We start from the raw sequence: 25,667 nt of genomic DNA on the forward strand, positions 1-25,667 counted from the left end.
GCATGCCCGAGCTCAGCCCCCGCCGCCGCATGCTCGTCCTCGCCATCTGCTGCATGAGCCTGCTGATCGTGAGCCTGGACAACACCGTCCTGAACGTGGCCCTGCCCTCCATGCAGCAGGACCTGCACGCCGGCACCTCGGGCCTGCAGTGGACGATCGACGCCTACACGCTGGTCCTGGCCTCGCTGCTGATGCTCGCGGGTTCCACCGCCGACCGGATCGGCCGCAAGCGCGTCTTCATGGCGGGCCTGGTCGTCTTCACGCTCGGCTCGGTCCTGTGCTCCCTCGCGCCGAACCTGGAGGCACTGGTCGCCTTCCGGATGGTGCAGGCGGTGGGCGGCTCGATGCTCAACCCGGTCGCCATGTCGATCATCACCAACACGTTCACGGACCCGCGCGAGCGGGCCCGGGCGATCGGCGCGTGGGGCGCGGTCGTCGGCATCTCCATGGCCGCCGGCCCGCTGGTCGGGGGCCTGCTGGTGGAGTCGGTCGGCTGGCGCTCCATCTTCTGGATCAACCTGCCGGTGGGCCTGGCGGCCCTGCTGCTCACCCTGCGGTTCGTCCCCGAGTCCCGCGCGCCCCGGGCCCGCCGCCCGGACCCGGTCGGGCAGGTGCTGGTGATCGCGCTGTTCGGTTCCCTGACGTACGCGATCATCGAGGCGCCGAGCACGGCCCTCACGTCCCTCGCACCGCTGGTGGTCCTGGCCCTGGCCGCCCTCGCCGCGCTGCTCCTGTACGAGCCGCGCCGCGCGGAACCCCTGATCGACCTGCGCTTCTTCCGCTCGGCTCCGTTCAGCGGGGCGACGGTCATCGCCGTCAGCGCGTTCGCGGCGCTCGGCGGCTTCCTGTTCCTGTCGACGCTGTACCTGCAGAACGTGCGGGGGCTGACCGCCCTGGAGGCGGGCCTGTGGATGCTGCCGATGGCGGTGCCGACCTTCCTGTGCGCACCGCTGTCCGGCCGCCTGGTCGGCACGCGGGGGCCCCGGCTGTCCCTGGTGATCGCGGGCCTCGCGATGACGGCGAGCGCCGTCCTCTTCGCCGTGTTCGAGGCGGAGACCTCGAACGTCACGCTCTTCGCCGGCTACGTCCTGTTCGGCGTCGGCTTCGGCTTCGTCAACGCGCCCATCACCAACACGGCGGTCTCCGGCATGCCCCGGGCCCAGGCGGGCGTGGCGGCGGCCGTCGCCTCGACCAGCCGGCAGCTCGGGCAGACGCTGGGCGTCGCGGTGGTGGGCGCGGTGCTCGCCTCCGGCGTGGGCAGCGCCTCGTACCGCGAGGCCTTCGTGTCCGCCGCGCGGCCGGGGTGGTGGATCCTCGTGGCGTGCGGGTTCGCGGTGCTGGTGCTCGGGGCCGTGACCAGTGGGCGGTGGGCCAGGGGGACCGCCGAGCGGACGGCCGGGAGGCTGGCGTCGCCGGAGGTGCGGGACGCGGCGGTGACCGCGGAGCGGGCCTGACCGCGGAGCGGGCCTGACCGCGGGTGAGCCGCGTTGTCACAGGGCTGCGTTCCCCTGCCAGCAGCCGTGGACCCGCCTGAGGGAGGACGGCCGCTCGTCCGTGCGGGCAGCGAGCACGAGCACGAGGACGTGCTCGTCGCCCGCGGGACCGCGGAGTTCGTCCGCCGGGGCCTGAGGGCCGCGTCCCGTGGGCACGTCCGCGCGGCCTGACGAACCGCTTACGGGGAAGACCTGTTGGTGTCGGCCGTGCCGCACACTCCGTGCTGCGAGCGAACCGGAACGGCCGGATACCTGGACAGGGGAGGCGTCATGGCGCACATCGACACGAGCAAGGTCAGCCGCTGGGACCTGCACGGCCGCGAACACGTGGTGCGGGTGCTGCGTACGGGCGTGCAGCGCACGATCAGTTGCGACACCTGCGGCTGGCGCAGAGGCGCCCAGTTCCTGCCCTGGCTGAAGGCGGAGGAACACCTGACGGAGGCCCACCAGGCGACGGTGGATCCGACGGCGGCGTGAGCGGGGCGCGGGAGCGGCCCTAGTAGAGGATCGAGGGCAGGTACGCCCCGTCCGGCACGGTGTAGAGGCCGATGGTCATCAGGCTCAGCAGCTGCACGACTTCGAGGCCGTGGGACAGGCACCACCGCAGCAGCGCGGCGTCGCTCACCGGGACGAGGATGCCCGGGCCGCCGAACTGCGGGGCCGCCGCGATGAGCGCCTGGAGGTCCGGGGTGGTCTCGCCCACGGCGTGCGCGAAGAACGCCAGATCGGTGGCGTACCCGGTGACCCGTCCGGCGCGCTCCACGACCCGCGCCGTGCCCTGCTTCAGCGCGTCGGCGACCTCGCCGCCGCGGTCGACGCCGTGGACCTGCCGGCACACCTCGTTGCAGGCGCCCAGGTCCGCGTCCACGGCCTCCCGCACCGTGTACCCGGGCAGCGCGCCGCGCAGCGGCGGCCCCTGTACACAGGCCACGGTCGCGCGGTGGACGAAGCCGAGGCTCACGTACAGCGAGAACGACCGGTTGTGGTAGCCGCTCTGCAGCAGGCGGACGCCCGGCGAGCCGCGCTCGTCGGCCCGCTCCAGCACGTCGCGCATCAGACGGCGCCCCACGCCCGCGTTCTGCACGGCCGGGTCGACGGTGACGGGTCCGACCCCGACGACGGCCGAGCGCTCGTCGAGGAAGTTGCTGCCGACGATCCGCCCGTCGAGCTCGGCGACGACACCGTAGAACCCCGGGTGGGTCAGAGCGCCCTCGATCAGTGCGACCCCGACCTCGGGGCTCGGGATGTCGGGAGGGAACGCGTGCCGCTCGGCGATCCCGGCGAAGGCCTCGTAGCAGATCCGGCCGCACTCAGCGGCGTCGTCAGGGGTGCCCGGGCGCAGTGTGAGGTCCACCATCGCCATCCCCTCGTCCACGCGTCCCCCGTGGCGGCCCGCCCCTCCCTTCCATCCTGTGCCCGACGGGGCCCGGGCGCACCCGGTGCGGCAGGGTCCCCTCAGGCCCGCAGCCCCCGCACCAGCACGTCGACGACCGCCGTGAAGTCCGCCTCGGCCCCCGGTTCCTCCCACTCCCGCGCGTAACAGGGGTCGTGGAAGCGGCCCGTGGCCTGGAAGACCGCGCGGGCCGTGGCCTCCGGGTCGGCGGAGGCGAAGGCGCCGGACTCCACGCCGGCCCGGACGATGCGGGTCAACTGGGCGGTCAGGTCGGCGATGTGCTCGCCGACCGCCGCGCCGTTCTCGCCGGTGAGGACCGTGTAGGTGGCGAACAGCTCCGGGTCCGCGCCCGCCTTGCGGCGCTTGGCGGCGAACAGCGCGGCGAGCCAGTCCCGCAGCCGCCCCTCCGGGGGGCCGTCACCGGCCGCGATCCCGGCCAGCTCGCCGGAGGTGCGGTCCAGCCAGCGTTTGGTGACCGCCTCGCGCAGGGCCGCCTTCGTCCGGAAGTGCCGGTAGACGCTGCCGTGGCTGACGCCGAGCGCGCGGGCCACGTCGACCACGGTGGCCTTGGCCGGGCCGTGGCGGCGCAGCACCTCCTCGGTCGCCTCGAGGATGCGCTCGGCGGTCAGGGTCTCGCTGGTCGGTGCCATGCCCCGACCGTACCCGGAGCCCGGTTCACGCTTCGAGGTGCGCCATCTGCGCCGCCGGGTAGCGGTCGCCGGCGGCGGCTCCGGCGGGCACGGCCTCCTCGATCGCGGTGAGGTCGGCCGCGTCCAGCGTCACCTCCAGGGCGCCCAGTGCCTCGGCGAGCCGGTCGCGGCGGCGGGCACCGACCAGCGGCACGATGTCCGCGCCGCGGCTGAGCACCCAGGCGATGGCGATCTGCGCGACGGTGACGCCCTTCTGCTCGGCGATCTTCCGCAGCGCCTCGACGAGTCCGAGGTTGTGGGTGAGGTTGTCGCCCTGGAAGCGCGGGGACATCGCCCGGAAGTCGCCGGCGCCCAGCTGCCGGTCCGCCGTGAAGTGCCCGGAGATCAGGCCGCGGGAGAGCACTCCGTAGGCCGTGACGCCGATGCCCAGCTCGCGGACGGCCGGCAGGATCTCGGCCTCGATGCCGCGCGAGATCAGGGAGTACTCGATCTGGAGGTCCGAGATCGGCGCCGTGGCGGCGGCCCGGCGGATGGTCTCGGCGCCGACCTCGCTGAGGCCGATGTGCCGCACGTGGCCCTGCTCGACCAGCTCCGCGATCGCGCCGACCGTCTCCTCGATCGGCACGTCGGGGTCGAGCCGGGCGATGCGGTAGACGTCGATGTGGTCGACGCCGAGCCGCTGCAGGGAGTAGGCGGCGAAGTTCTTCACGGCGGCGGGCCGGCCGTCGTAGCCGAGCCAGCTGCCGTCCGGGCCGCGCAGGGCCCCGAACTTCACACTGACCCGGGCCTGCTCGCGCCGGGCGGCGGGGGCCGCGCGCAGGGCCTCGCCGATCAGCATCTCGTTGTGGCCCATGCCGTAGAAGTCGCCGGTGTCGAGCAGGGTGACGCCCGCTTCGAGCGCCGCGTGGATCGTCGCGACGGACTCGGCCCGGTCCGCCTCGCCGTACAGCGCGGACATGCCCATGCAGCCGAGACCGAGGGCGGAGACCTGGGGGCCGGTGGTTCCGAGGGATCGGGTTCGCATCGTCATGCCCTCCACGATGACACGACAGCTGACAGATTTCAATATCTGTCATTCCATACTTGTCAGCTACCGGGCCGTGACCGCCAGCTTGGCGCCCAGCGCCACGAACGACCCCGCGAAGCCCCGGCGCAGCCAGGCCATGACCCTCGGACGGCCCAGCACCCGGCCGCGCACCGAGGCGGCCAGCAGCCCGTAGGCGGCGAACACCACGAAGGTGGCCAGCATGAACACCCCGCCGAGCCCGGCCATCCGCGCCAGCGCGTGCGGCTCCCCCGGGGTCACGAACTGCGGCAGGAACGCGAAGAAGAAGATCGTCAGCTTCGGGTTGAGGATGTTGATGAGCACGCCCCGCACGATCACCTGCCGCGCGGACGGCGGGGCGGGCTCCCGCTCCCCCGTCCCGAGGGCGTCCTTGTCGCGCAGCGTGGCCCAGGCCATGTACAGCAGGTAGGCCACACCGGCGTACTTCAGCACCTGGAAGGCGGTGGCACTGGCGTGCAGCAGGGCGGCCACGCCGGTCACCGTGGCCAGCAGGTGCGGCACGATCCCGAGGGTGCAGCCGACGGCCGCGACGACACCGGCGCGGCGGCCCCGGGAGAGTGCCGCGGCGAGGGTGTAGACGACACCGGTGCCCGGCGTCGCGACGACGATCAGGGTGGTCAGCAGGAAGGCGAGGCTCATGCCGTCACCCTGACGCGCCCCCGGGCCCGGGGACAGGACCAATTCCCCCCGCCGTTACAGGACCAATCCCCGGCGCCCCAGCGACCTCAACGACCCCACCGCTCGACACACTTCACACACGCCCGGACAATGGAAAGTGCCGGAGAGCGGTCTCCCCGGCGGCGCCCGCCCACCGGTCGCGCGGAACTCTGCGCCGCCCGAGGGAGCGCGCCATGACGGTCCGTATCGCCACCTTCAACATGGAGAACCTCTTCCGCCGCCCCGCGGTCCTCGGCCTCCAGGACGTCGAGCGGCGCCGGCGGATCCTGGCCGACTTCGCCGAGCTGGTGTCCCTGCTCGACCTGGCGACCTATGAGCGGGACGAGAAGCTCCGGATCGCCGAACTCATCAAGAAGCACAGGGCCTATGCGACGGACCCCGACGCCCCTCCGCCGATCTTCATCAACCAGACCCGCGGGGGAGCCAATCTCTTCCAGACGTCCGGGCGGCCCGGGTCGGCCGACTTCGAGGTGCGGATCCTCGCCAACGGCCGCAGGAACTGGTCCGGTTGGGCCGAACTCGTGCGGGAGGACCTCGACGGGGACGCCGTGCGGAACACCGGCAAGGTGGTCACCGAGGTCAACGCCGACATCCTGCTCACGGTCGAGGTCGAGGACCGCCTCACCCTGGACCGCTTCAACGAGCAGATCGTGGGCGGCCCGGCCGAAGGGAAGCCGTATCCCTACAACATGCTGATCGACGGCAACGACGTCCGCGGCATCGACATCGGCATCCTGAGCCGCTTCCCGATCAGGTCCGTGCGGTCGCACATCTTCGACCCCGATCCGGACGCATCCGGCAATCCGCTGTTCAGCCGCGACTGCCCCGAGTTCGAGATCGAGATCAGCACCGCTCCCGGGGAGGAGCCCTTGTGGCTCCTGGGAAACCACCTCAAGAGCAAGTTCAACGACAACCCGAAGCTGCGGGAGAACCAGGCCGAGCGGGTCGCGGAGCTCTACCAGGCCGCCCTCACACGCTCTTCGCGCGTGCTGGTCGCCGGGGACATGAACGATGCGCCCGGCAGCGCACCGGTCAGCGCTCTCCTGGCCACCGGCCTGCAGGACGTGATGAGCCACCCGAGCTACAGAGGGCTGCCCGGCACGTTCGGGGAGTGCGACTCGCCACGGCGCAAGATCGACTACCTGCTGCTGTCCCCGTCGCTGTGGAGCCAGGTGCAGCACGTCGGGCTGGAGACCCGCGGAATCTTCGCCGAGGGCATCAAGTCCTTCACCAGCGTGAAGTCGAAGACCACCGCAGCCTCCGACCACGCGGCCCTCTACGCCGACCTGGACCTGTAACGGGTCGGACCCCGCGTGCCGAAGGGGCAGCGGGGTCCGACAGGGGCGCGGGGCTGTATCGCTGTGCGGTTTCGCCGCGTGGGCGCGACAAGCCACGACGATCCGCGCCCGGCGGATCACACCAGCCGGGCAGACGCTGCCCCGTCGATCGACTAGCAGCCGACCAGGCGAGCCGCCAGGTACCCCTCGATCTGGTCGAGGGAGACGCGCTCCTGCTTCATCGAGTCACGCTCGCGGACGGTGACCGCGTTGTCCTCCAGCGTGTCGAAGTCGACGGTCACGCAGAACGGCGTGCCGATCTCGTCCTGACGGCGGTAGCGGCGGCCGATGGCGCCGGCGTCGTCGAACTCGATGTTCCAGTGCTGGCGCAGCGCCTGGGCGAGGCCCTTGGCCTTCGGCGACAGCTCCGGGTTGCGGGACAGCGGCAGCACCGCGACCTTCACCGGGGCGAGGCGGTGGTCCAGGCGCAGCACCGTGCGCTTCTCCATCTTGCCCTTGGCGTTGGGCGCCTCGTCCTCGACGTAGGCGTCCAGCAGGAACGCCAGCATCGCGCGGCCGACACCGGCCGCGGGCTCGATGACGTACGGGGTCCAGCGCTCGCCGGCCTCCTGGTCGAAGTAGGTGAGGTCCTGGCCGGAGGCCTTGGAGTGGGCGCCGAGGTCGTAGTCGGTGCGGTTGGCCACGCCCTCCAGCTCACCCCACTCGCTGCCGCCGAACTGGAAGCGGTACTCGATGTCGGCGGTGCGCTTGGAGTAGTGGGAGAGCTTCTCCTTCGGGTGCTCGTACCACCGCATGTTCTCCTCGCGCAGGCCCAGGCCGGTGTACCAGTTCCAGCGCTGCTCCATCCAGTACTCCTGCCACTTCTCGTCCTCGCCCGGCTTGACGAAGAACTCCATCTCCATCTGCTCGAACTCGCGGGTGCGGAAGATGAAGTTGCCGGGCGTGATCTCGTTGCGGAAGGACTTGCCCATCTGGGCGATGCCGAACGGCGGCTTGCGGCGCGAGGTGGTCTGCACCTGCGAGAAGTTGGTGAAGATGCCCTGCGCGGTCTCGGGACGCAGGTAGGCGATGGAGCCGGAGTCCTGGGTCGGGCCGAGGTGCGTGGACAGCAGGCCCGAGAACTGCTTGGGCTCGGTGAACTGGCCCTTGTTGCCGCAGTTGGGGCAGTTGACGTCGGCCAGGCCGTTCTCCGGCAGGCGGTTGTGCTTGGCCTCGTAGGCCTCCTCCAGGTGGTCCGCGCGGAACCGCTTGTGGCAGGAGGTGCACTCGGTCAGCGGGTCCGTGAAGGTGGCGACATGGCCGGAGGCGACCCAGACCTCGGGGGCCAGGATCACGGACGAGTCGATACCCACGACGTCCTCGCGGGACGTCACCATGTAGCGCCACCACTGGCGCTTGAGGTTCTCCTTGAGCTCGACACCGAGGGGGCCGTAGTCCCAAGCGGCGCGCTGACCGCCGTAGATCTCACTACAGGGGAATACGAAGCCACGGCGCTTGCTCAGGCTGACGATGGTGTCGATCTTGTCGGCGGCCACGGTGCTCTCTTCATTACGACGACGGGCGACGAAGCGAGATGCTTCCAGCGAATGACTCAGGTTACCGGCGGGGGCGCCCCCTCAATCAAATCGCTCCCCCTCCCCGGCCCTCAAGGCCCTGGTGAGGCGGTTTGTTGACAACGGTTTCCATATTTGTTGAAAATGAGTGTCATGAACGTACGACGACGCCTCATACCCGCCGCCCTGGCCTCCGCTCTCGGCCTGGGCGCCCTGACCGCCTGCTCCAGCGACAGCGCGGCGACGGGCAACACGGACAAGTTCGACGTCGTCGCCTCCTTCTACCCGATGGCGTTCCTCGCCGAGCAGATCGGCGGCGACCACGCGAACGTCACGAGCCTGACCGAACCCGGCCAGGAACCGCACGACCTGGAGATCAGCACCAAGCAGCGGGCGCAGCTGGAGGAGGCCGACGCCGCGCTCTTCCTCAAGGGCCTACAGCCCGCCGTCGACGAGGCCGTCGCGCAGACCGGCATCAAGACGAAGATCGACGCCGCCACGCTCACCACCCTCGAGGACCACGGCACCGGCGGCCACAGCCACGAGGGTGAGGAGGGCCACTCCGAGGAAGGCCACGCCGAGGAGGAAGGCCACGCCGAGGAGGAGGAGCACGCCCGCGACCCGCACATCTGGCTCGACCCGGTGAAGTACGCCGAGGTCGCCGAGGGCGTGGGCAAGGCCTTCGAGAAGGCCGACCCCGAGAACGCGGCCGACTACGCGAAGAACACCGCGGCCCTGGTGAAGAAGCTGAACGGCCTGAACGCCGACTTCGAGAACGGGCTGAAGAACACCAGGACCAAGGTCTTCTTCACCAACCACGCCGCCTTCGGCTACCTCGCCGAGCGCTACGGCCTCACCCAGGAGGCCATCTCCGGCCTGGACCCCGAGAGCGAGCCCAGCGGCGCCCGGGTCCGCGAGCTCCAGGAGGAGGCCAAGGCCGACGGCGTCACCACCGTCTTCTACGAGACACTGGTGTCGGACAAGACCGCGAAGACCCTCGCCCGCGACGCGAACCTGAAGACGGACGTCCTCGATCCGCTGGAGGGCATCACCGGCAAGTCGCGCGGCGACGACTACTTCCAGGTCATGGAAGCCAACCTCAAGGCCCTGCAGAAGGCCCTGGGAGCCAAGTGATCGACCCATCGGAGGACGGCATGACCGAGCCCGTCGTATCCCTGCGCGGCGTCCGCGCGGACCTGGGCTCGCGGCCCGTGCTGCGCGGCATCGACCTCACCGTGCGCCGCGGTGAGGTCGTCGCGCTGCTCGGCGCGAACGGCTCGGGCAAGTCGACGGCCGTGCGCAGCGTGATCGGCCAGGTGCAGACCGCCGCCGGCGAGATCCGGCTGTTCGGCACGGACCGCGGGCGGTTCCGCGACTGGCACCGGGTGGGCTACGTCCCGCAGCGCACCACGGCCGCGTCCGGCGTGCCCGCCACGGTGACCGAGGTGGTGTCCTCCGGCCGCCTGTCACGGGCCCGCTTCGGCGTCCTGCGCAAGGCCGACCACGCGGCCGTCCGGCGCGCCCTGGACCTCGTCGGCATGGCCGACCGGGCCAAGGACCCGGTCGAGGCCCTCTCCGGCGGCCAGCACCAGCGTGTCCTGATCGCCCGCGCCCTCGCCTCCGAACCCGAACTGCTGATCATGGACGAGCCGATGGCGGGCGTCGACCTGGCCAGCCAGGAGGTCCTCGCGCACACGCTCCGGGAGCAGGTCTCCCAGGGCGCGACGGTCCTGCTCGTGCTGCACGAACTGGGCCCGCTGGAGCCCCTCATAGACCGGGCGGTCGTCCTGCGGGACGGCTGCGTCGTGCACGACGGGCCGCCCCCGAAGGCCGTCGGACAGCACGCCCTGCCCGGCCACGACCACGTACACCCGCACGCACCGGCGGGCGCCGAACCGATCCGCACGGGACTGCTGAGCTGATGGACTTCCTCGACTACGCCTTCATGCAGCGGGCGCTGCTCGCCGCCGTCCTGGTCGGCATCACCGCCCCCGCGGTCGGCATCTACCTGGTCCAGCGCCGCCAGGCCCTGATGGGCGACGGCATCGGCCACGTGGCGATGACCGGTGTCGGCCTCGGCTTCCTGCTGACCTGGTCCCCGGTGTGGATGGCGACCCTGGTCTCCGTCCTCGGCGCGGTGCTCATGGAGCTGATCCGCTGGTACGGCAAGACCCGCGGCGACATCGCCCTCGCGATGCTCTTCTACGGCGGCATGGCCGGCGGTGTGATGTTCATCAACCTCGCGCCGACGGGCTCCAACGCCAACCTCACCTCCTACCTGTTCGGCTCCCTGTCGACGGTGTCCGAGTCGGACGTGACGGCCATCTGCGTGCTGGCCGCCTTCGTCGTGCTGGTCACCCTGGGCCTGCGCCGGCAGCTGTTCGCGGTCAGCCAGGACGAGGAGTTCGCGCGGGTGACGGGGCTGCCGGTGCGCGCCCTGAACCTGCTGACGGCGGTCACCGCGGCGGTCACCGTGACGGTGGCGATGCGCGTGGTCGGCCTGCTCCTGGTGAGCGCGCTGATGGTGGTGCCCGTCGCCGCCGCCCAGCAGATCGCCCGCAGCTTCGCCGCGACCTTCGTGGTCGCCGTCGCCATCGGGATCAGCGTGACGATCGGCGGCACGGTCACGTCGTACTACCAGGACGTGCCGCCCGGCGCGACGATCGTGCTGCTGACCATCGGCGCCTTCCTCGTGCTGACGGCGGTCGCGGCCCCGCTGGCCCGCCGCCGCGCCCGGGCCCGGGCCGCCGCGCAGAGCGCGGGTGACCCCACCGAGTGCGCGATTCCGGGCAGCCGGGAGCCGGCCGACGGGGTCGGCGTCTGACCGCCCCCACACCGGGCTGGCACAATGGCCCGGGCAAGGCAGACGTGAGGAGGCAACGGTGACGACCGCTGGACCGTCCGTGAAGGGCCGCGCCACCAAGCAGCGGGCCGCTGTGGCGGCGGCCCTGCAGGAGGTCGACGAGTTCCGCAGCGCGCAGGAACTGCACGACATGCTCAAGCACAAGGGCGACTCGGTCGGGCTCACCACGGTCTACCGCACCCTGCAGTCCCTCGCCGACGCCGGCGAGGTCGACGTCCTGCGCACCGCCGACGGCGAGTCCGTCTACCGCCGCTGCTCCACCGACGACCATCACCACCACCTGGTGTGCCGCGCCTGCGGCAAGGCCGTCGAGGTGGAGGGCCCGGCCGTGGAGAAGTGGGCCGAGGCCATCGCCGCCGAGCACGGCTACGTCAACGTGGCCCACACGGTGGAGATCTTCGGCACCTGCGCCGACTGCGCCGCCGCCTCCGGCGGCTGAGCGCGCCGTCCGCCGCGGACGCCGCCGGATCAGGCGCGGTTCCCTCTCGGGAACCGCGCCCTCTGTGCCTATTCCTGCTTGCCCTCCATGGCCAGCAGCTCCTCGTTCGGGATCGCCCCGCCGAAGCGCCGGTCGCGGGAGGCGAACTCCAGGCAGGCCCGCCACAGGTCGCGCCGGTCGAAGTCCGGCCACAGCACGTCCTGGAAGACCATCTCGGCGTAGGCGCTCTGCCAGATCAGGTAGTTGGAGGTGCGCTGCTCGCCGCTCGGGCGCAGGAACAGGTCCACGTCCGGCATGTCCGGGTAGTACAGGTACTTGGCGAAGGTCTTCTCGTTGACCTTGGACGGGTCGAGCTTTCCGCTGCGCACGTCCTCCGCGAGTGCCTTCGCCGCGTCGGCGATCTCGGCCCGGCCGCCGTAGTTCATGCAGAAGTACAGGGTCAGCCGGTCGTTGCCCTTGGTCTGCTCCTGGGCGATCTGGAGTTCCTTGGCGACGGACCGCCACAGCTTCGGCATCCGCCCGACCCAGCGCACCCGCACGCCCAGTTCGTCGAGCTGGTCGCGGGTCTTGCGGATGAAGTCGCGGTTGAAGTTCATCAGGAAGCGGACCTCGTCGGGCGAGCGCTTCCAGTTCTCGGTGGAGAAGGCGTACAGGGAGATGGCGCCCACGCCCATCTCGATGGCGCCCTGGAGCACGTCGAGCACCCGCTCGGCGCCGACCTTGTGCCCCTCGGTGCGCGGCAGGCCGCGGTCCTTGGCCCAGCGGCCGTTGCCGTCCATGACGATCGCCACATGCCGCGGTACGAGCTCCCCGGGGAGCTTCGGCGGCCGCGCGCCGGACGGGTGCGGCTCCGGCGTCCTGTACTCCCGGCGCTGGCGCCCCAGGATCCCGCGTACGGCCATGTGTGTCTCGTCTCCTCGGCTTGCTCGGTTGCTGTTACTTCTCGACGTAGCGCAGGGAGCGCAGCCCGCGCTCCATGTGCCAGTGCAGATAGGCGGACACCAGCCCGCTGCCCTCCCGGACGTAGCGCGCCTCGCACGCGTCCGCGGTCTCCCAGTCTCCCGTGAGCAGCGCGCCGAGGAGTTCCAGGGCCTGGGGCGAGGGTACGACGCTGCCGGGCACGCGGCAGTCCACGCAGACGGATCCGCCCGAGGCGACCGAGAAGAACCGGTTGGGGCCGGGCATCCCGCACTTGGCGCAGTCGCTGAAGGTGGGGGCGTAGCCGTTGACGGCGAGGGAACGGAGCAGGAACGCGTCGAGCACGAGGTGCGGCGCGTGCTCGCCCCGGGCGAGGGTACGCAGCGCGCCGACGAGCAGCAGGTACTGCTGCACGGCCGGCTCGCCCTCGTGGTCGGTGAACCGCTCGGCGGTCTCCAGCATGGCCGTGCCGGCGGTGTACCGGGCGTAGTCGGTGACGATGCCGCCGCCGTAGGGCGCGATGGTCTCGCTCTGGGTGCACAGCGGCAGCCCGCGGCCGACCAGCTCGCTCCCCTTGGCGAAGAACTGCACGTCGACGTGGGAGAAGGGTTCGAGGCGCGCGCCGAACTTCGACTTCGTCCGGCGCACGCCCCGGGCCACGGCGCGTACCCGGCCGTGACCGCGCGTGAGCAGCGTGATGATCCGGTCCGCCTCACCCAGCTTCTGGGTGCGCAGCACGATGCCGTCGTCGCGGAACAGACTCATGGCGCCATTCTCGCAGGGTCAGCGCGTCAAGGGACCTCGCCCCTGCTGCGGGCGTTGGCGTACGCGGTCGCCGCGCGCAGCCGCTCGGCCGGGGTGGCGTGCCGGACGGCGCGGGGGTCGGCGTCCCACTCCTTACCGCCCCCGTACGGCCGCAACTGCACGTAGGGCCCCTCATGCCCCATGACGATGCCGATGCGTCCGCTGCGGGTGTCCACGACGTAGGCGCCGACGGGGGGCTTCATCGCGCCGCCCCGGTGCTCCGGCGGGCGGTCCGGACGCGGCGCCGGGCCGTTCCCGTCAGCGGACAGGGAGCCTGCCGCGCGAGATCCGCCGGGGCGAATCCCGGTGTCGGCCGGGCCGTTCCGGCCTCGGCGAGTTCTGCCCGCATGTCTTTCACCGCGTCCTCCGCTTCTTCGGCGCCGGGCGCCGAGTGTCGTGCCTCCACCGGCCTCCCCTTCCTTCCGGAGTTTCACTCTTCGCGTCCTTCCGGTGACTCTCCGCGCCTACACTCGGGAAGGGTCTGTGCCGTACAACTGCGGCGCGGCACCAAGAGGTTCGGGCATGATCGGGATCGTGCACACGACGTGGGGATCACCCGATTCCGGGCCGGGGCAGCGCGCGGACCTGGCCTGGTCCCTGCGCGCCGCGGAACCGGCCGACGTGGAGGCGATGGCGGAACTGCGTGCGGTGGTGATGCGCCCGGATCTGGAGCGGCTGGGGCGCTACGACCCGGACCGGGTGCGCCGGCGCCTGCGAGACGGCTTCCGTCCCGAGCACACGTCGGTCGTCCTGGTGGGGGGCGCCTTCGCGGGCGGCGTCGCCCTGCGCCCGGCGGAGGACGGCCACTGGCTGGAGCACTTCTACCTCGCCCCCGGCGTCCAGGGCCGGGGCCTCGGCACGGCGGTGCTGCGCGCGCTGCTGAGCCGGACGGACGCCACCGGGACGGCCGTCCGTCTCGACGTCCTGCAGGGCAGCCCGGCCCGCCGCCTCTACGAACGTCACGGCTTCCAGGTGGAGAGCGAGGACGCGACGGACGTCCTCATGCTCCGGCCTCCGGCCTGAGGCTGGGGTAAACCCCCGGCGGAATGCGGGAGTTGCCCGGATGGGGGGTGGGGCGGCGGCGGGCCAGGATCGGGTCATGGACAAGAAGCAGATCAGGCGTCACGCCACACTCGCCGCGGCCTCAGCGGTCCTGTTCTCCCTCGCCGTCCCGCTGACCGCCTCCGCCGGCACCCCCGAGCCGCTGAAGTGGTCCGGCTGCCGGGGCACCGGCCTCGACCCCCGGCAGCAGTGCACGACCGTGAAGGTCCCGATGGACTACTCCGACCCGGCCGGGCGGACCATCGAGATCGCCGTGTCCCGGATCAAGAGCGAGAAGCCCTCCGCCCGCCGCGGCGCGCTGTTACTCATCCCGGGCGGGCCGGGCGGGGACAGCCTCGCCGACCCCTCGGGCAAGGGGCAGAAGCTGCCGCAGAAGGTGCGCGACACCTACGACCTCATCGGTTTCGCGCCGCGCGGCATGGCGCCCTCCACCGCCGTGGACTGCAAGCTGGACCCGGCCGATCTCAGCATGACCCGGCTCCTGCCCTGGCCCGCCCCGGACGGCTCCGTCGCCCGGAACATGGCCACCGCCCGGCGCATCACCGCGGCCTGCGACCGCAACGGCGGTGAGCTGATCCGGCACATCAGCACCGCCAACGAGGCCCGGGACCTCGACCGCGTCCGGGCCGCGCTCGGCGAGTCCAGGATCTCCGCGTGGGGCGTCTCGTACGGCACGTACGTCGGCGCCGTCTACCGGGAGTTGTTCCCCCACCGCACCGACCGCGTCGTGCTGGACAGCAACGACGACCCCGACCCCACCCGGGTGACCCGCGGCTGGCTCGCCGCGTTCGAGCGGGGCGTGGAGGACAACTTCCCCGTGTTCGCCGCGTGGGCGTCCCGGCCCGGCAACCCGTACCGGCTGGCCTCCACCCCCGCCGAGGTGCGCTCCGGCTTCCTGCGCCTCGCCGCCCGGCTGGACCGCGACCCCCTGCCCTGGCCCGGCGCGACCCCGGACCGGCTGGACGGCACCGCCCTGCGCCAGACCATGCTGACCAACCTCTACGACCCGGACGACTACCCGGTGCTGGCCAGGACGATCCTCGCGGCCCGGGCGGGCACCGTGCCGCCCGTGCCCGAGTCGCCGCCCGAGTCGGTGCTGCAGAACGTCGCCGCGGTCAGCGTGGGCACGGTGTGCAACGACGTCGACTGGCCGGAGTCGCCCGGGGCCTACCAGCGGGGCGTCCACGAGAGCCGGGTGAAGTACCCGCTGACGGCGGGCATGCCGCGCGGGCCGATGGTGTGTGCCGCCCTGCCGTACGAGCCGGCGGAACCCGCCGTGCGGATCACCGGCCGCGGGCCGTCCAACGTGCTGCTCGTGCAGAACGAGCGGGACGTCGCCACCCCGCTCAGCGGCGCCCTGAAGCTCCGCGAGGCGCTCGGCGACCGGGCCGTGATGGTCACCGTGGACTCCACGGGCCACCAGGCCTACCTGTCCAACGGCAACGCCTGCGGCGACCGGGCCGTCTCCCGCTTCCTCGCCACCGGGAAGCGGCCGGGGTCCGACCTGCACTGCGGGTGACGTCAGCGGGGGTGGGCGAAGCGCCGCACGAACCGCCGCTGCCAGGGCGTCTCCACCGCCCGCCGGTCGTAGTGCCGGCGGACGTACGCCACGGCCTCCACCGCGGGGACGCCGTCCAGGACCGCGACGCAGGCCAGGGCCGTGCCCGTGCGGCCCCGGCCGCCCCCGCAGGCGATCTCCACCCGCTCCCCGGCGGCCCGCTCCCACGCCCCGGTCAGGGCCGCGCGGGCGGCCTCCGGGTCCGCCGGGAGCCGGAAGTCGGGCCAGCGCACCCACTCCGACGGCCAGGGCGTCTCGGGCGGCCGGCGGCCCAGCAGGTAGACGCCGTAGGAAGGCAGGGGCGCGGTGGGGTCCAGGGGGTGGCGCAGGCCCCGGCCGCGCACCGACCGGCCGGACGGCAGACGCAGGACGCCGGCGTCCCGCTCGCTCCACAGATCGCTCACGCCCGCCATCATTCCCCCTCGGGGGCCGGGGCGTCGGCGGTTTTCAGCCCACGCCCCGCGACCGGCGCGCCGTCCGCGCCCCGGCCCCCCGGAAGTGCACGGCCATGGCCCGCTGCGCGCCCTCGGCGTCGCGGGCGCGCAGGGCGGTGACGACGGCCCGGTGGCGGCGGGCGGTGGTCCGGGGCGAGGGGTCGTGGGACCGGCCGCCGGCGCCGGAGACCTGCCGGATGACCGTCCGGAAGGCGGCGAGGAGCTGCGGGACGAGGTCGTTGCCCAGGGAGGCGTAGAGCGCCTCGTGGAACGCGCGGTCGAGGTCGGCGAAGGACCGGTCCGTACCGCGGGCCTCCTCCCCGGCGCGGGCGGCGGCCTCCATCCGTGTCACCACCTCCTCCAGCTCGTCCAGTTCCGCCTCCGTGACGGTCGCGGCCACCCGGTGGATCAGGCCCGCCTCCAGCACTTCGCGGACCTGGAGGATCTCCGCGAGGGCGCCGGGGCCGTCGGCGTGGCGGGTCAGGGTGCGGAAGGTGAGGCCGTCGACGAGCGGGGTGAGGGAGGCCCGGCCCACGTAGGTGCCGTGGCCGTGCCGGATCTCCACGATGTCGAGGGCCTGGAGGGCCTTGAGGGCCTCGCGGACGGAGTTGCGGCTGACGCCCAGGGTCCGCGTCAGTTCGGTCTCGGTGGGCAGGGGCGCGCCGGCGGTGAGCCCGCGGTCGAGGATGAGCTGGACGACCTCGCGCCGTATCCGGCTGGTCCTGGGCTCCTCGGACATGCGCCGCATCGTACGCGCCCGGGACGTCCCACGTCCCACCTCCGGCGGCACCCGATGCCGCGACCGGCCTGACGGGCGGTCAATTCACCTCTGTTGTCGGTCATTTCCCGGCGCCATTGGTCCGACCTGTGGCGGATGGGCCATTCGTGTGCGATCCCTTGACCGGCCCCACGGCCCCTCCTATGGTCGCGCTGACCGCAGGACGTAGGACGTCGTATCTCCTCGGCCGGCCCCTTCCCCCCAGACCTCTCGCTGGAGGACCCGTGCGCGACGTGACCCCCGACGAGCCGGCGCTGCACCGCCGGTCGTTCCTGAAGTACACCGGCGCGCTGGGCGCGGCCGCCGCCGTCTCCGCGTCGCTGTCGGCCTGTTCCTCCGGACCCGAGTCCACGAACGACACGGGCGAGGGCGGCAGCGGGGCGAACCGGACGCTCACGGCCGTGATCGGCTACGGCAACGACGGCAGCTGGGACCCCACGCAGACGGCCTCGGCGTTCTGCATGGCCGCCAACCACCACATCTACGAGGGCCTGCTCGACACGGACCCGATCTCCCGGGAGCCGTACGCGGCCCTGGCGACCGAGGTGCCGAAGGACCCGGACGGCACCGCGTGGCGGTTCACGCTGCGGGCCGGTGCGACGTTCCACGACGGCAGGCCCGTCACCGCCGACGACGTGGTCTTCGTCTTCGACCGCATCCTCGACCCGGACACCCAGACCCTCGCCAAGGGCTTCTTCGCGAGCTGGCTGAAGGAGGTCCGCAGGATCGACGCGCGGCAGGTCGAGCTGGTGCTGAGGTTCCCCTTCCCGGACGGGCTCTCCCGGCTGACGCTCGCCAAGATCATGCCGAGGCACGTGTTCGGGCGGCCCGGTGGCTGGGACGACGCCATCAAGGGCAAGGCGATCGGCTCCGGCCCGTACCGGCAGACCGCCCACCATCCCAAGTCGAACACGGCCTTCGAGGCGTTCGACGCCTACAACGGCCCGCGCAGACCCGCCTTCCGCAAGATGAACTGGCTGACGATCGTGGACGCGGCCCCCCGCGTCGCGAAGATCTCCGGGTCGAGCGCGGGCGCGCAGATCGCCGACAACATCCCCTACGCCAACATCGGCCAACTGGAGAGCGGCGGGCTCACGGTCGCCGGCGGGGCCGGGATGAACAACCTGTTCCTGATGTTCAACACCCGGCGCAAGCCCTTCGACGACGTGCGCGTGCGCCAGGCCCTGCACTACGCCATCGACACCGAGAAGATGGTCGAGGTCGCCCTCAAGGGGCACGGCAAGCCGTCCACTTCCTTCCTCGACGAGAGCAACCCGGCCTACCGCCGGGCGAAGACCGTCTACGACCACGACCCGGACAGGGCGAAGGCGCTGCTGAAGGAGGCCGGGGCCGAGGGCCTGAGCATCGACGTCCTGGCCGTGAACGTCAGCTGGATCGTCGACTGCCTGCCCACCATCAAGGCGTCCTGGGACGCGATCGGCGTGCGCACGACCCTCTCCCCGCAGGAGACCACGGCCGTCTTCACCAAGATGGACCAGAAGCAGGACTACCAGGTCGTGGCCGCCGCCTCGAACCCCAACCAGTTCGGCGTCGACGCCGACCTGATCATGCGCTACAACTACGGCCCCGAGAACCTGTGGATGCAGTACACCCGGTGGGCCTCCCACCCGGTCGCCAGGCAGCTCTTCGAGGACATGGACCGGGCGACCCGGGAACCAGACCCGGAGAAGAAGAAGGCGATCGTCCAGGACTACGTCGACGTCGTCGCCGAACAGGCCGTCCTCTACCCGGTCGTGCACAACGAGCTGATGACGGCCTGGGACCCGAAGCGGCTCAGCGGCATAAGGGCCCAGCCCTACCCGGGGATCAACCTCCTCCGGGCCAAGTGGGCCTAGCGGCATGACGGCCGTCCTGCGGATCCTGCTGCGCCGCCTCGCCCTGCTCGTGCCGCTGATGCTCGGCATCGTGCTGTTCGTGTTCCTGGTGATGCGGTTCTCGGACGTCGACCCCGCCTCCGCGTTCTTCCAGGGCGCCAACCCGACCCCGCGGCAACTGCACGACTTCCGCGAGGAACACGGCCTGCTCGACCCGCTGCCCGTGCGCTACCTCGCCTTCGTCGCCGACCTGCTCCACGGCGACCTGGGCACCAGCGCGCTGACCCGGGCGCCGGTGATCGACCAGGTCGCCACCGCGCTGCCGCTCACCCTCCAGCTCACCTTCCTGGGCCTCGGCATCGCGGTCGTGCTGGCCCTGCTGGGCGGCGTGACGGCGGCGATCCACCGGGACCGGCTGCCCGACCAGGTCATCCGGGTCGTGTCGCTCACCGGGGTCGCCGCTCCCGGCTTCTGGCTCGCGCTGCTGATGATCCAGTACCTGGCGGTCGACCTGGGCTGGTTCCCGACCGGCGGCTACATCAACCCGGCCGACTCCCTCACCGGCTGGCTGCGGACCATGACCCTGCCCGCCCTCGCCCTCTCCCTCCCGGTGGCGGCGCAGCTGACCCGGATCGTGCGGACGGCCGTGGTGGAGGAACTGGACAAGGACTACGTGCGGACGGCGATCGGCAGCGGACTGCCGCCCCGGGTGGTGGTCGGGCGGAACGTGCTGCGGAACGCCCTGATCAACCCCCTCACCGTGCTCGGGCTGCGCGTCGGCTACCTGCTGGGCGGCGCCGTCGTCATCGAGACGATCTTCTCGCTGCCGGGCATGGGCAAGCTGATGATCGACGCCGTGAAGAACGGCGACCCGGCCGTCGTCCAGGGCGTCGTGCTGACCACGGCGGCCGGCTTCGTGGTGGTGAACCTCGTCATCGACGTCCTGTACCTGCTGGTCAATCCGCGCCTGAGGGGTGGGACGACGTGACGGCCCGCACGAGACTCACCACGGCCCTGTCCCGGAGCGGCGTGCGCCGGCGCGGCCGGCGCGGGCTGCCGCCGCTGTCGAAGGCCGCCCTGTGCTTCCTGGCGGTCGTCGTCCTCATGGCCCTGCTCGCGCCGCTCCTCGCCCCGCACGACCCGCTGGACCAGCAGCCGCCGGTGGACGGCACCGGGCACCCCTCCGCCGGGCACTGGATGGGCCAGGACAGCCTCGGCCGGGACATCCTGAGCCGGCTGATGTACGGGGCGCGCTGGTCGCTCGCGATCGGGCTCGGCGCGACCGGGCTCGCCCTGGTGGCCGGAGCGCTGCTCGGGGCCGTCGCCGCCACCTCCCGCAAGGCGGTCGACGAGACGCTGATGCGCTGCCTCGACGTGGTGATGGCGTTCCCGGGCATCGCGCTGGCCGCCGTGCTGGTGGCGGTGTTCGGCGGCGGCATCACGGTGCTGATCTGCGCGCTCGCCTTCCTGTTCACCCCGCCGGTGGCCCGGGTCGTCCGGGCCAACGTCCTGGACCAGTACGGCGAGGACTACGTGACGGCGGAACGGGTCATCGGCGCCCGGACCCCGCACATCGTGCTGAAGCACGTGGCGGTCAACTGCGCCGCGCCCGTGCTGGTGTTCTGCACGGTCCAGGTCGCCGAGGCGATCGTCTTCGAGGCGTCGCTGTCCTTCATCGGGGCGGGCGTGCGGCCGCCCGACCCGTCCTGGGGCAGCGTCATCGCCGACGGCAAGAACATGGTGCTGACCGGCGGCTGGTGGGCGACCGTGTTCCCGGGGCTGCTGATGCTGGTCACGGTGCTGTCGCTGAACATCCTGTCCGAGGGCGTCTCCGACGCGTGGGCGGCCCCGTCGGGCCGGGAGGTGACGGCGCCCGGCGACGACGACCGGCTCCAGGCGCCGGAGCCCGGCGGCGGGGAGGTCGCGCCGCTGCCCGGCCTGACGCAGGCGGCGCGCAGGCTGCGGGCCCGGGCCCGGCACGTCCCCCGGGACGGGCAGCCGGTGCTGGCGGTGGAGAACCTCGCCATCGGCTTCGACCGGCGGCACGGCGGCGTGGACATCGTCGACGGCATCAGCTTCGAGGTGCACCCCGGCGAAGTGCTCGGCCTGGTCGGCGAGTCGGGCTGCGGCAAGTCGCTGACCGCGCTGGCGGTCATGGGCCTGCAGCCCAGGGAGGCCCGCGTGCGCGGTCAGGTCCGCTTCCACCAGCGGGACCTGCTCGCCGAGCCGGTGCGCGCCCGCCGCAGGCTCCTCGGCCACGAGATGGCGATGGTCTACCAGGACGCGCTGTCCTCCCTCAACCCCGCCATGACGATCCGCGCCCAGCTCAAGCAGGTCGTACGGCGCGGCGGCCGGCGCACCCCCGCCGAGCTGCTGACCCTGGTCGGCCTGGACCCCGAGCGCACCCTGCGCAGCTTCCCGCACGAACTGTCCGGTGGGCAGCGCCAGCGCGTCCTGATCGCGATGGCCCTGTCGCGCGAGCCGAAGCTGATCGTCGCCGACGAGCCGACGACCGCGCTCGACGTCACCGTGCAGGCCCAGGTGATGGAGCTGCTGCTGCGGCTGCGCGCGGAGCTGGGCTTCGCGCTGATCCTGGTCTCGCACGACCTGGCACTGGTCGCGGACGTCACCGACCGGGTGGCGGTGATGTACGGCGGGCAGATCGTGGAGACCGGCGTCACGGCCGACCTGGTGGAGGCCCCGGCCCACCACTACACGCGCGGACTGCTCGGCAGCGTGCTGTCGCTGGAGTCGGCGCAGGAGCGCATGACGCAGATCAGGGGTGTCGTGCCGTCCCCGGCCGACTTCCCGGCGGGCTGCCGCTTCGCCGGCCGGTGCCCGCGCGCGAGCGAGGTGTGCCGGACCACGGCCCCCGTCCTGGCCGGTGCTCCGGCGCACACGGTGGCCTGCCATCACCCGGCCGTGGAACTGCCGGCCACCGAGACCGAGGCGGTGTCATGAGCGAGCCGGTCACGGCGTCCGGCCGTGCCCTGGTGGAACTGTCCGACGCGCACGTCGTCCACAGGGCCCGCAGCGGCGGGGTGTTCACCCGGGACCGGGTGTACGCCCTGACCGGCGCGGACCTGGCCGTCGCGCCCGGCGAGACGGTCGGCGTGGTCGGCGAGTCCGGCTGCGGCAAGTCGACCCTGGCGAAGGTGCTGGTGGGCGTGGAGCGGCCGGCCCGCGGCACCGTCGCGTTCCGCGGACGGGACCTGTGGGCGATGCCGGCCGCCGAGCGCCGCCGGACCGTCGGCGCGGGCACCGGCATGATCTTCCAGGACCCGTCGACGGCCCTGAACCGCCGCCTGCCCGTCCGGCGGATCCTGCGCGACCCGCTGGACGTGCACGACCGCGGCACGCGTGCCTGGCGCGAGGAGCGGGTGAGGGAGCTGATGTCGCTGGTCGGTCTCCCCCGGGCCCTCGCCGACGCCCTGCCCGGCCAGTTGTCGGGCGGGCAGCGCCAGCGCGTGGCGATCGCCCGGGCCCTGGCGCTCGACCCGGACCTGGTCGTGGCGGACGAGCCGACCAGCGCCCTGGACGTGTCGGTCCGGGCCCAGATCCTCAACCTCCTGCTGGATCTGAGGGAACGCCTGGGCCTGGCCCTGGTGTTCGTCTCGCACGACATCCAGACGGTCCGGCGGATGAGCGACCGGGTGATCACCATGTACCTGGGCCGGATCGTCGAGGAGTGCCCGGCCGCCCTGGTCACCGACCGGGCCCGGCACCCGTACACCCGCGCCCTGTTCTCCGCCACACCCGGCCTGCTCGACCCGATCGAGCCCATCCCGCTGTCCGGTCCCGTGCCCTCGGCGACCCGCCCGCCGAGCGGCTGCCCGTTCCGCACCCGCTGCTGGAAGGCGGACGGCGTCTGCGCGGACGGGATGCCGGGCTTCTCGGCCGCGTCGGCCCCCGCGCACCGCTTCCGCTGCCACCATCCTGTCGGGGAGGACGAGTCGACCCGTGACCTCGTCCCCCGGAGCGAACCGACGGAGGCCCCATGACGATCACCCCGCTGACCGGTGTCATCCCGCCCCTGTGCACGCCGTTGACACCGGACGGCGAGGTGGACGTCCCCTCGTTGCTCAGGCTCGTCGACCATCTGGTGGAGGGCGGGGTGCACGGCCTGTTCGTGCTCGGCTCGACCTCGGAGGCGGCCTTTCTGACGGACCCGCAGCGCAGGCTGGTCGTCGAGGCGGTCGTCCGCCACGCCGGCGGGCAGCTTCCGGTGCTGGCCGGGGCGATCGACATGACCACGCCCCGGGTGCGGGACCACGTCGCCGCGGTGACGGCGGCGGGCGCGGACGCGGTCGTGGTCACCGCCCCGTTCTACGCCCGCACCCATCCGGCGGAGATCGCCCGCCACTACCGCGCGGTCGCCGCCGCCAGCCCGGTCCCGGTCATCGCCTACGACATCCCCGTCGCCGTCCACACGAAGCTGCCCGGGGACGTCGTGCTGGAGCTGGCCGCCGACGGCGTCCTGGCCGGGCTGAAGGACTCCAGCGGCGATCTGGCCGCCTTCCGGCAGGTGGTGACCGGCGCCCGTGACCATCAGGGCATCACCGGCTTCAGCGTGCTGACCGGGTCCGAGCTGATCGTCGACGCGGCCCTCGCGCTCGGTGCGGACGGCACGGTCCCGGGCCTCGGCAACGTCGACCCGCACGGCTACGTCCGCCTGGACCGCCTGTGCCGCGCCGGGGACCCGGAGGAGGCCCGGGCCGAACAGGAGCGGCTGTGCGCGCTGTTCGGCATGGTGTCCGTCGGTGACCCGGCCCGCATGGGCCCGGGCTCCTCCGCGATCGGCGCCTTCAAGGCCGCGCTGCACCTGCGCGGCGTGATCGACTGCCCGGCGACGGCCGAGCCGCAGGTGCCGCTGTCGCCGGGCGAGGTGGAGCGGGTCGGCGCATACCTGGCCGCTGCCGGGCTGCTCTAGAGGTCACCGGCCGGGACGCGCCGGAACGCGATCGTCTCGTAGGCCCCCCGGACGCCGGTCTCGTAGAGGATCCCCACCGTCTTCCGGCCGAGCGGCACCAGGTCGGAGTAGGCCGCGGGCTGCCGGGAGAGCGTCAGCGCCTTGGTGAAGGTGGCGCCGCCGTCGGTGCTGCGCCACACGGCCATGTCCCGGCGTGCGGTGGGGACGGACGGACCGGAGAACAGCAACGGCCTGCCCAGACCGGGCAGTTGCAGCACGCTGCCCTGGACGGCCGGGACGTCGTTCAGGGCCGGCTGCACGGCGTAGGGCCGGTCGAGGGTCGCGCCGCCGTCACGCGACGTGCTGTCGAGGCGGTGGCCCGGGCTGGTGCCGTGCTGGTCCCGGGCGTTGAAGTAGATCGCTCCGTCGGGGAGTTGGGCGGCGGTGGACTCGTTGGCGTTGTGCGTCCCGTCGTAGGAGTCGTCGACGAAACCGGTCCGCCAGGTCCGGCCGCCGTCGTCGCTGAGGAGGGCGTGGGCGCCGTAGTAGCGGGGTTCCCGGCCGGTGTCCGGGGAGCCGGGCGGCGGGGACGCCGAGTGGTTGGCGGGGACGACCAGGCGGCCCGCGTGCGGGCCCCGCGTGAGGGCGAGCGCGTGGCCGGGGCCGGTCGCGTACCAGCGCCAGGACGGGTGCTTCACCTGGGCGGTGATCTCGCGGGGCTCGGTGAAGCGGCGGCCGTCGTCCCGGCTGCGCTGCACGAAGACGCGGCGGCTCTGCCCGGGCATGACCTCGCCGCGCATGATCTGCGCCTCCGTCACGTCCCCGCCGTTGTAGGAGGTGAGCAGGACGACGGCGCCGCTGCGCGGGTCGAGGACGGGTGCCGGGTTGCCGCGGGTGTCGCCGTCCCCGGCGGCGACGACCGTGAGCGGTCCCCAGGTGCAGCCGCCGTCGGCCGAGCGTCTGAGGACGACGTCGATGTCGCCGCTGTCGCCCGCCCCGCCGCGCCTGCCCTCGGCGAAGGCGAGGACGGTGCCCCGGGGCGTGGTGACGGCGGCGGGGATGCGGTACGCGGCGTAACCGCCCTCGCCCGAGACGTACGGGACGGAGGACGCGCAGCCGGGAGCGGCCGAGGCGCCGGGGACGGCGGCGGTGAGAGGGACCAGGACGGCCGAGGTGGCCACGAGGGTGCGGGTGAGGAGTCTCATCCCCCGGATGTCCCCGGTCTCACCGTCCCCGACTCGTGGGCGACGATGACCAGCTGCGCCCTGTCCCGCGCCCCCAGCTTGCCCATGATGCGGCTGACGTGGGTCTTCACGGTGAGGGGGCTGAGGCCCAGCACCTCGGCCGCCTCGGTGTAGTTGCGGCCCCGCGCGACCGGTGCGAGCACCTCCCGCTCGCGCTCGGACAGGCACTCGGGCCCGCCGGCCGCCGGTGCCGAGGGGCTGCGCAGGAACCGCTCGATCAGCCGTGTGGTCGGCCCCGGCGACAGCAGCGACACCCGGGCGCCCGGTCCGGGCCCGGCGTGCCGTACGGCGTTGGTGGGGGCCTCCTGGACCATGCGGTGGGCGGCGGCGCCGACGGCGGGCGGCGCGTGCCGTATCCGTACGGTCCGCTCGACCCGGGCACCGGCGAACCGCGCCGCGTCGGCGAGGCCGGGCAGCCCGTCCGGGCCGGGCAGCGGACCGCGCGCGTCCCCCGGGTCGTGGGCGGCGACGGCGGTCCGCACGCCGATGACGGTGATGCTGTGGGCGAGCAGGTCGTGCAGGTCCCGGGCGATCCGCAGCCGCCCCTCGGCGAGGCGCCGCCGGGCCTCCTCCTCGCGGGTGCGTTCGGCCCGTCCGGCGCGCTCCACGATGGAGGCGGCGTACTGGCGGCAGAAGCGCGCGTCGACCCCGCAGAACGGCACGGCGACGCCCCACCCGGCGGCGTACGGGCC

General features: G+C 72.8%; 26 protein-coding genes. 14 read left to right on the plus strand and 12 right to left on the minus strand.

Annotated features, from left to right (window positions below):
- The first annotated feature begins 2 nt into the window (after positions 1-2).
- A complete protein-coding gene (locus ACF07N_RS12000; protein WP_383340159.1) occupies positions 3-1,454 on the plus strand; it encodes an MFS transporter in 1,452 nt (483 codons plus the stop codon).
- 309 nt (positions 1,455-1,763) lie between these two features.
- Complete coding sequence (locus tag ACF07N_RS12005; RefSeq protein WP_392111332.1) at positions 1,764-1,970, plus strand: hypothetical protein; 207 nt, start codon at positions 1,764-1,766, stop codon at positions 1,968-1,970.
- 19 nt (positions 1,971-1,989) lie between these two features.
- Here the strand turns inward: ACF07N_RS12005 and ACF07N_RS12010 are convergent, their stop codons facing one another.
- The 4 genes from ACF07N_RS12010 to ACF07N_RS12025 form a co-directional block, all read right to left on the minus strand.
- The gene (locus tag ACF07N_RS12010) at positions 1,990-2,850 is read right to left on the minus strand and encodes a GNAT family N-acetyltransferase (protein WP_392111335.1); all 861 of its coding nucleotides are present in this window, start codon (positions 2,848-2,850) and stop codon (positions 1,990-1,992) included.
- Between the two features lie 98 nt (positions 2,851-2,948).
- A complete protein-coding gene (locus ACF07N_RS12015; protein ID WP_383322725.1) occupies positions 2,949-3,536 on the minus strand; it encodes a TetR family transcriptional regulator in 588 nt (195 codons plus the stop codon).
- A gap of 25 nt (positions 3,537-3,561) precedes the next feature.
- Positions 3,562-4,566, minus strand: a complete 1,005-nt coding sequence (locus ACF07N_RS12020; protein ID WP_392111339.1) for an aldo/keto reductase — start codon at positions 4,564-4,566, stop codon at positions 3,562-3,564.
- A 60-nt stretch (positions 4,567-4,626) separates the two neighbouring features.
- A complete protein-coding gene (locus ACF07N_RS12025) occupies positions 4,627-5,241 on the minus strand; it encodes a LysE family translocator (protein WP_392111342.1) in 615 nt (204 codons plus the stop codon).
- Positions 5,242-5,453: 212 nt separating this feature from the next.
- Here ACF07N_RS12025 and ACF07N_RS12030 point away from each other — a divergent pair, with 212 nt between their 5' ends.
- On the plus strand, positions 5,454-6,578 hold the full coding sequence (locus ACF07N_RS12030; RefSeq protein WP_392111345.1) for an endonuclease/exonuclease/phosphatase family protein: 1,125 nt from the start codon (positions 5,454-5,456) through the stop codon (positions 6,576-6,578).
- 152 nt (positions 6,579-6,730) lie between these two features.
- Here the strand turns inward: ACF07N_RS12030 and ACF07N_RS12035 are convergent, their stop codons facing one another.
- Positions 6,731-8,113 (minus strand): glycine--tRNA ligase, encoded by a 1,383-nt coding sequence (locus ACF07N_RS12035; RefSeq protein ID WP_383322718.1) that lies wholly within the window; start codon positions 8,111-8,113, stop codon positions 6,731-6,733.
- 171 nt (positions 8,114-8,284) lie between these two features.
- Here ACF07N_RS12035 and ACF07N_RS12040 point away from each other — a divergent pair, with 171 nt between their 5' ends.
- From ACF07N_RS12040 to ACF07N_RS12055, 4 genes are read left to right on the plus strand one after another with little or no spacing between them, the layout of a single operon-like run.
- Positions 8,285-9,265: a metal ABC transporter substrate-binding protein gene (locus tag ACF07N_RS12040; protein ID WP_392111348.1), complete on the plus strand. Its 981-nt coding sequence runs from the start codon at positions 8,285-8,287 to the stop codon at positions 9,263-9,265.
- 20 nt (positions 9,266-9,285) lie between these two features.
- On the plus strand, positions 9,286-10,053 hold the full coding sequence (locus tag ACF07N_RS12045; RefSeq protein ID WP_383583837.1) for a metal ABC transporter ATP-binding protein: 768 nt from the start codon (positions 9,286-9,288) through the stop codon (positions 10,051-10,053).
- On the plus strand, positions 10,053-10,955 hold the full coding sequence (locus tag ACF07N_RS12050; RefSeq protein WP_392111351.1) for a metal ABC transporter permease: 903 nt from the start codon (positions 10,053-10,055) through the stop codon (positions 10,953-10,955). The genes ACF07N_RS12045 and ACF07N_RS12050 overlap by 1 nt, the downstream gene beginning before the upstream one ends.
- A gap of 58 nt (positions 10,956-11,013) precedes the next feature.
- On the plus strand, positions 11,014-11,433 hold the full coding sequence (locus ACF07N_RS12055) for a Fur family transcriptional regulator (RefSeq protein ID WP_383322706.1): 420 nt from the start codon (positions 11,014-11,016) through the stop codon (positions 11,431-11,433).
- A 68-nt stretch (positions 11,434-11,501) separates the two neighbouring features.
- Here ACF07N_RS12055 and ACF07N_RS12060 read toward each other — a convergent pair whose 3' ends face one another.
- Genes ACF07N_RS12060 through ACF07N_RS12070 form a run of 3 tightly spaced genes read right to left on the minus strand, consistent with a single transcriptional unit; the run spans position 11,502 to position 13,358 of the window.
- Positions 11,502-12,335: an isoprenyl transferase gene (locus ACF07N_RS12060; protein WP_383322703.1), complete on the minus strand. Its 834-nt coding sequence runs from the start codon at positions 12,333-12,335 to the stop codon at positions 11,502-11,504.
- Positions 12,336-12,369: 34 nt separating this feature from the next.
- On the minus strand, positions 12,370-13,116 hold the full coding sequence (gene recO / locus ACF07N_RS12065) for a DNA repair protein RecO (RefSeq protein ID WP_383322700.1): 747 nt from the start codon (positions 13,114-13,116) through the stop codon (positions 12,370-12,372).
- A gap of 26 nt (positions 13,117-13,142) precedes the next feature.
- Positions 13,143-13,358, minus strand: a complete 216-nt coding sequence (locus tag ACF07N_RS12070) for a hypothetical protein (RefSeq protein ID WP_311686753.1) — start codon at positions 13,356-13,358, stop codon at positions 13,143-13,145.
- Between the two features lie 427 nt (positions 13,359-13,785).
- Here ACF07N_RS12070 and ACF07N_RS12075 point away from each other — a divergent pair, with 427 nt between their 5' ends.
- Both ACF07N_RS12075 and ACF07N_RS12080 read left to right on the plus strand, forming a co-directional pair.
- Positions 13,786-14,178, plus strand: a complete 393-nt coding sequence (locus tag ACF07N_RS12075) for a GNAT family N-acetyltransferase (RefSeq protein ID WP_392112384.1) — start codon at positions 13,786-13,788, stop codon at positions 14,176-14,178.
- 76 nt (positions 14,179-14,254) lie between these two features.
- Positions 14,255-15,736 (plus strand): alpha/beta hydrolase, encoded by a 1,482-nt coding sequence (locus tag ACF07N_RS12080; protein ID WP_392111356.1) that lies wholly within the window; start codon positions 14,255-14,257, stop codon positions 15,734-15,736.
- A gap of 2 nt (positions 15,737-15,738) precedes the next feature.
- On the opposite strand, the gene ACF07N_RS12085 is transcribed toward ACF07N_RS12080, so the two are convergent.
- On the minus strand, positions 15,739-16,188 hold the full coding sequence (locus tag ACF07N_RS12085) for a protein phosphatase (protein ID WP_392111359.1): 450 nt from the start codon (positions 16,186-16,188) through the stop codon (positions 15,739-15,741).
- A gap of 34 nt (positions 16,189-16,222) precedes the next feature.
- A complete protein-coding gene (locus ACF07N_RS12090; RefSeq protein WP_392111362.1) occupies positions 16,223-16,957 on the minus strand; it encodes a FadR/GntR family transcriptional regulator in 735 nt (244 codons plus the stop codon).
- A 254-nt stretch (positions 16,958-17,211) separates the two neighbouring features.
- Here ACF07N_RS12090 and ACF07N_RS12095 point away from each other — a divergent pair, with 254 nt between their 5' ends.
- From ACF07N_RS12095 to ACF07N_RS12115, 5 genes are read left to right on the plus strand one after another with little or no spacing between them, the layout of a single operon-like run.
- The gene (locus ACF07N_RS12095) at positions 17,212-18,843 is read left to right on the plus strand and encodes an ABC transporter substrate-binding protein (protein WP_392111365.1); all 1,632 of its coding nucleotides are present in this window, start codon (positions 17,212-17,214) and stop codon (positions 18,841-18,843) included.
- Positions 18,844-18,847: 4 nt separating this feature from the next.
- On the plus strand, positions 18,848-19,810 hold the full coding sequence (locus ACF07N_RS12100) for an ABC transporter permease (RefSeq protein ID WP_383322684.1): 963 nt from the start codon (positions 18,848-18,850) through the stop codon (positions 19,808-19,810).
- Positions 19,807-21,783: a dipeptide/oligopeptide/nickel ABC transporter permease/ATP-binding protein gene (locus ACF07N_RS12105; protein ID WP_392111369.1), complete on the plus strand. Its 1,977-nt coding sequence runs from the start codon at positions 19,807-19,809 to the stop codon at positions 21,781-21,783. The genes ACF07N_RS12100 and ACF07N_RS12105 overlap by 4 nt, the downstream gene beginning before the upstream one ends.
- Complete coding sequence (locus tag ACF07N_RS12110; protein ID WP_392111372.1) at positions 21,780-22,823, plus strand: oligopeptide/dipeptide ABC transporter ATP-binding protein; 1,044 nt, start codon at positions 21,780-21,782, stop codon at positions 22,821-22,823. The genes ACF07N_RS12105 and ACF07N_RS12110 overlap by 4 nt, the downstream gene beginning before the upstream one ends.
- On the plus strand, positions 22,820-23,752 hold the full coding sequence (locus tag ACF07N_RS12115; RefSeq protein WP_392111375.1) for a dihydrodipicolinate synthase family protein: 933 nt from the start codon (positions 22,820-22,822) through the stop codon (positions 23,750-23,752). The genes ACF07N_RS12110 and ACF07N_RS12115 overlap by 4 nt, the downstream gene beginning before the upstream one ends.
- Here the strand turns inward: ACF07N_RS12115 and ACF07N_RS12120 are convergent.
- Both ACF07N_RS12120 and ACF07N_RS12125 read right to left on the minus strand, forming a co-directional pair.
- Positions 23,749-24,936, minus strand: a complete 1,188-nt coding sequence (locus tag ACF07N_RS12120) for an exo-alpha-sialidase (RefSeq protein WP_392111378.1) — start codon at positions 24,934-24,936, stop codon at positions 23,749-23,751. The genes ACF07N_RS12115 and ACF07N_RS12120 overlap by 4 nt on opposite strands.
- A complete protein-coding gene (locus tag ACF07N_RS12125) occupies positions 24,933-25,637 on the minus strand; it encodes a LuxR C-terminal-related transcriptional regulator (protein ID WP_392111381.1) in 705 nt (234 codons plus the stop codon). Before ACF07N_RS12125 ends, ACF07N_RS12120 begins: the two co-directional genes overlap by 4 nt.
- Positions 25,638-25,667: the final 30 nt, after the last annotated feature.

This window comes from Streptomyces sp. NPDC015242 (genome assembly GCF_043079125.1).
Lineage (GTDB): Bacteria > Actinomycetota > Actinomycetes > Streptomycetales > Streptomycetaceae > Streptomyces.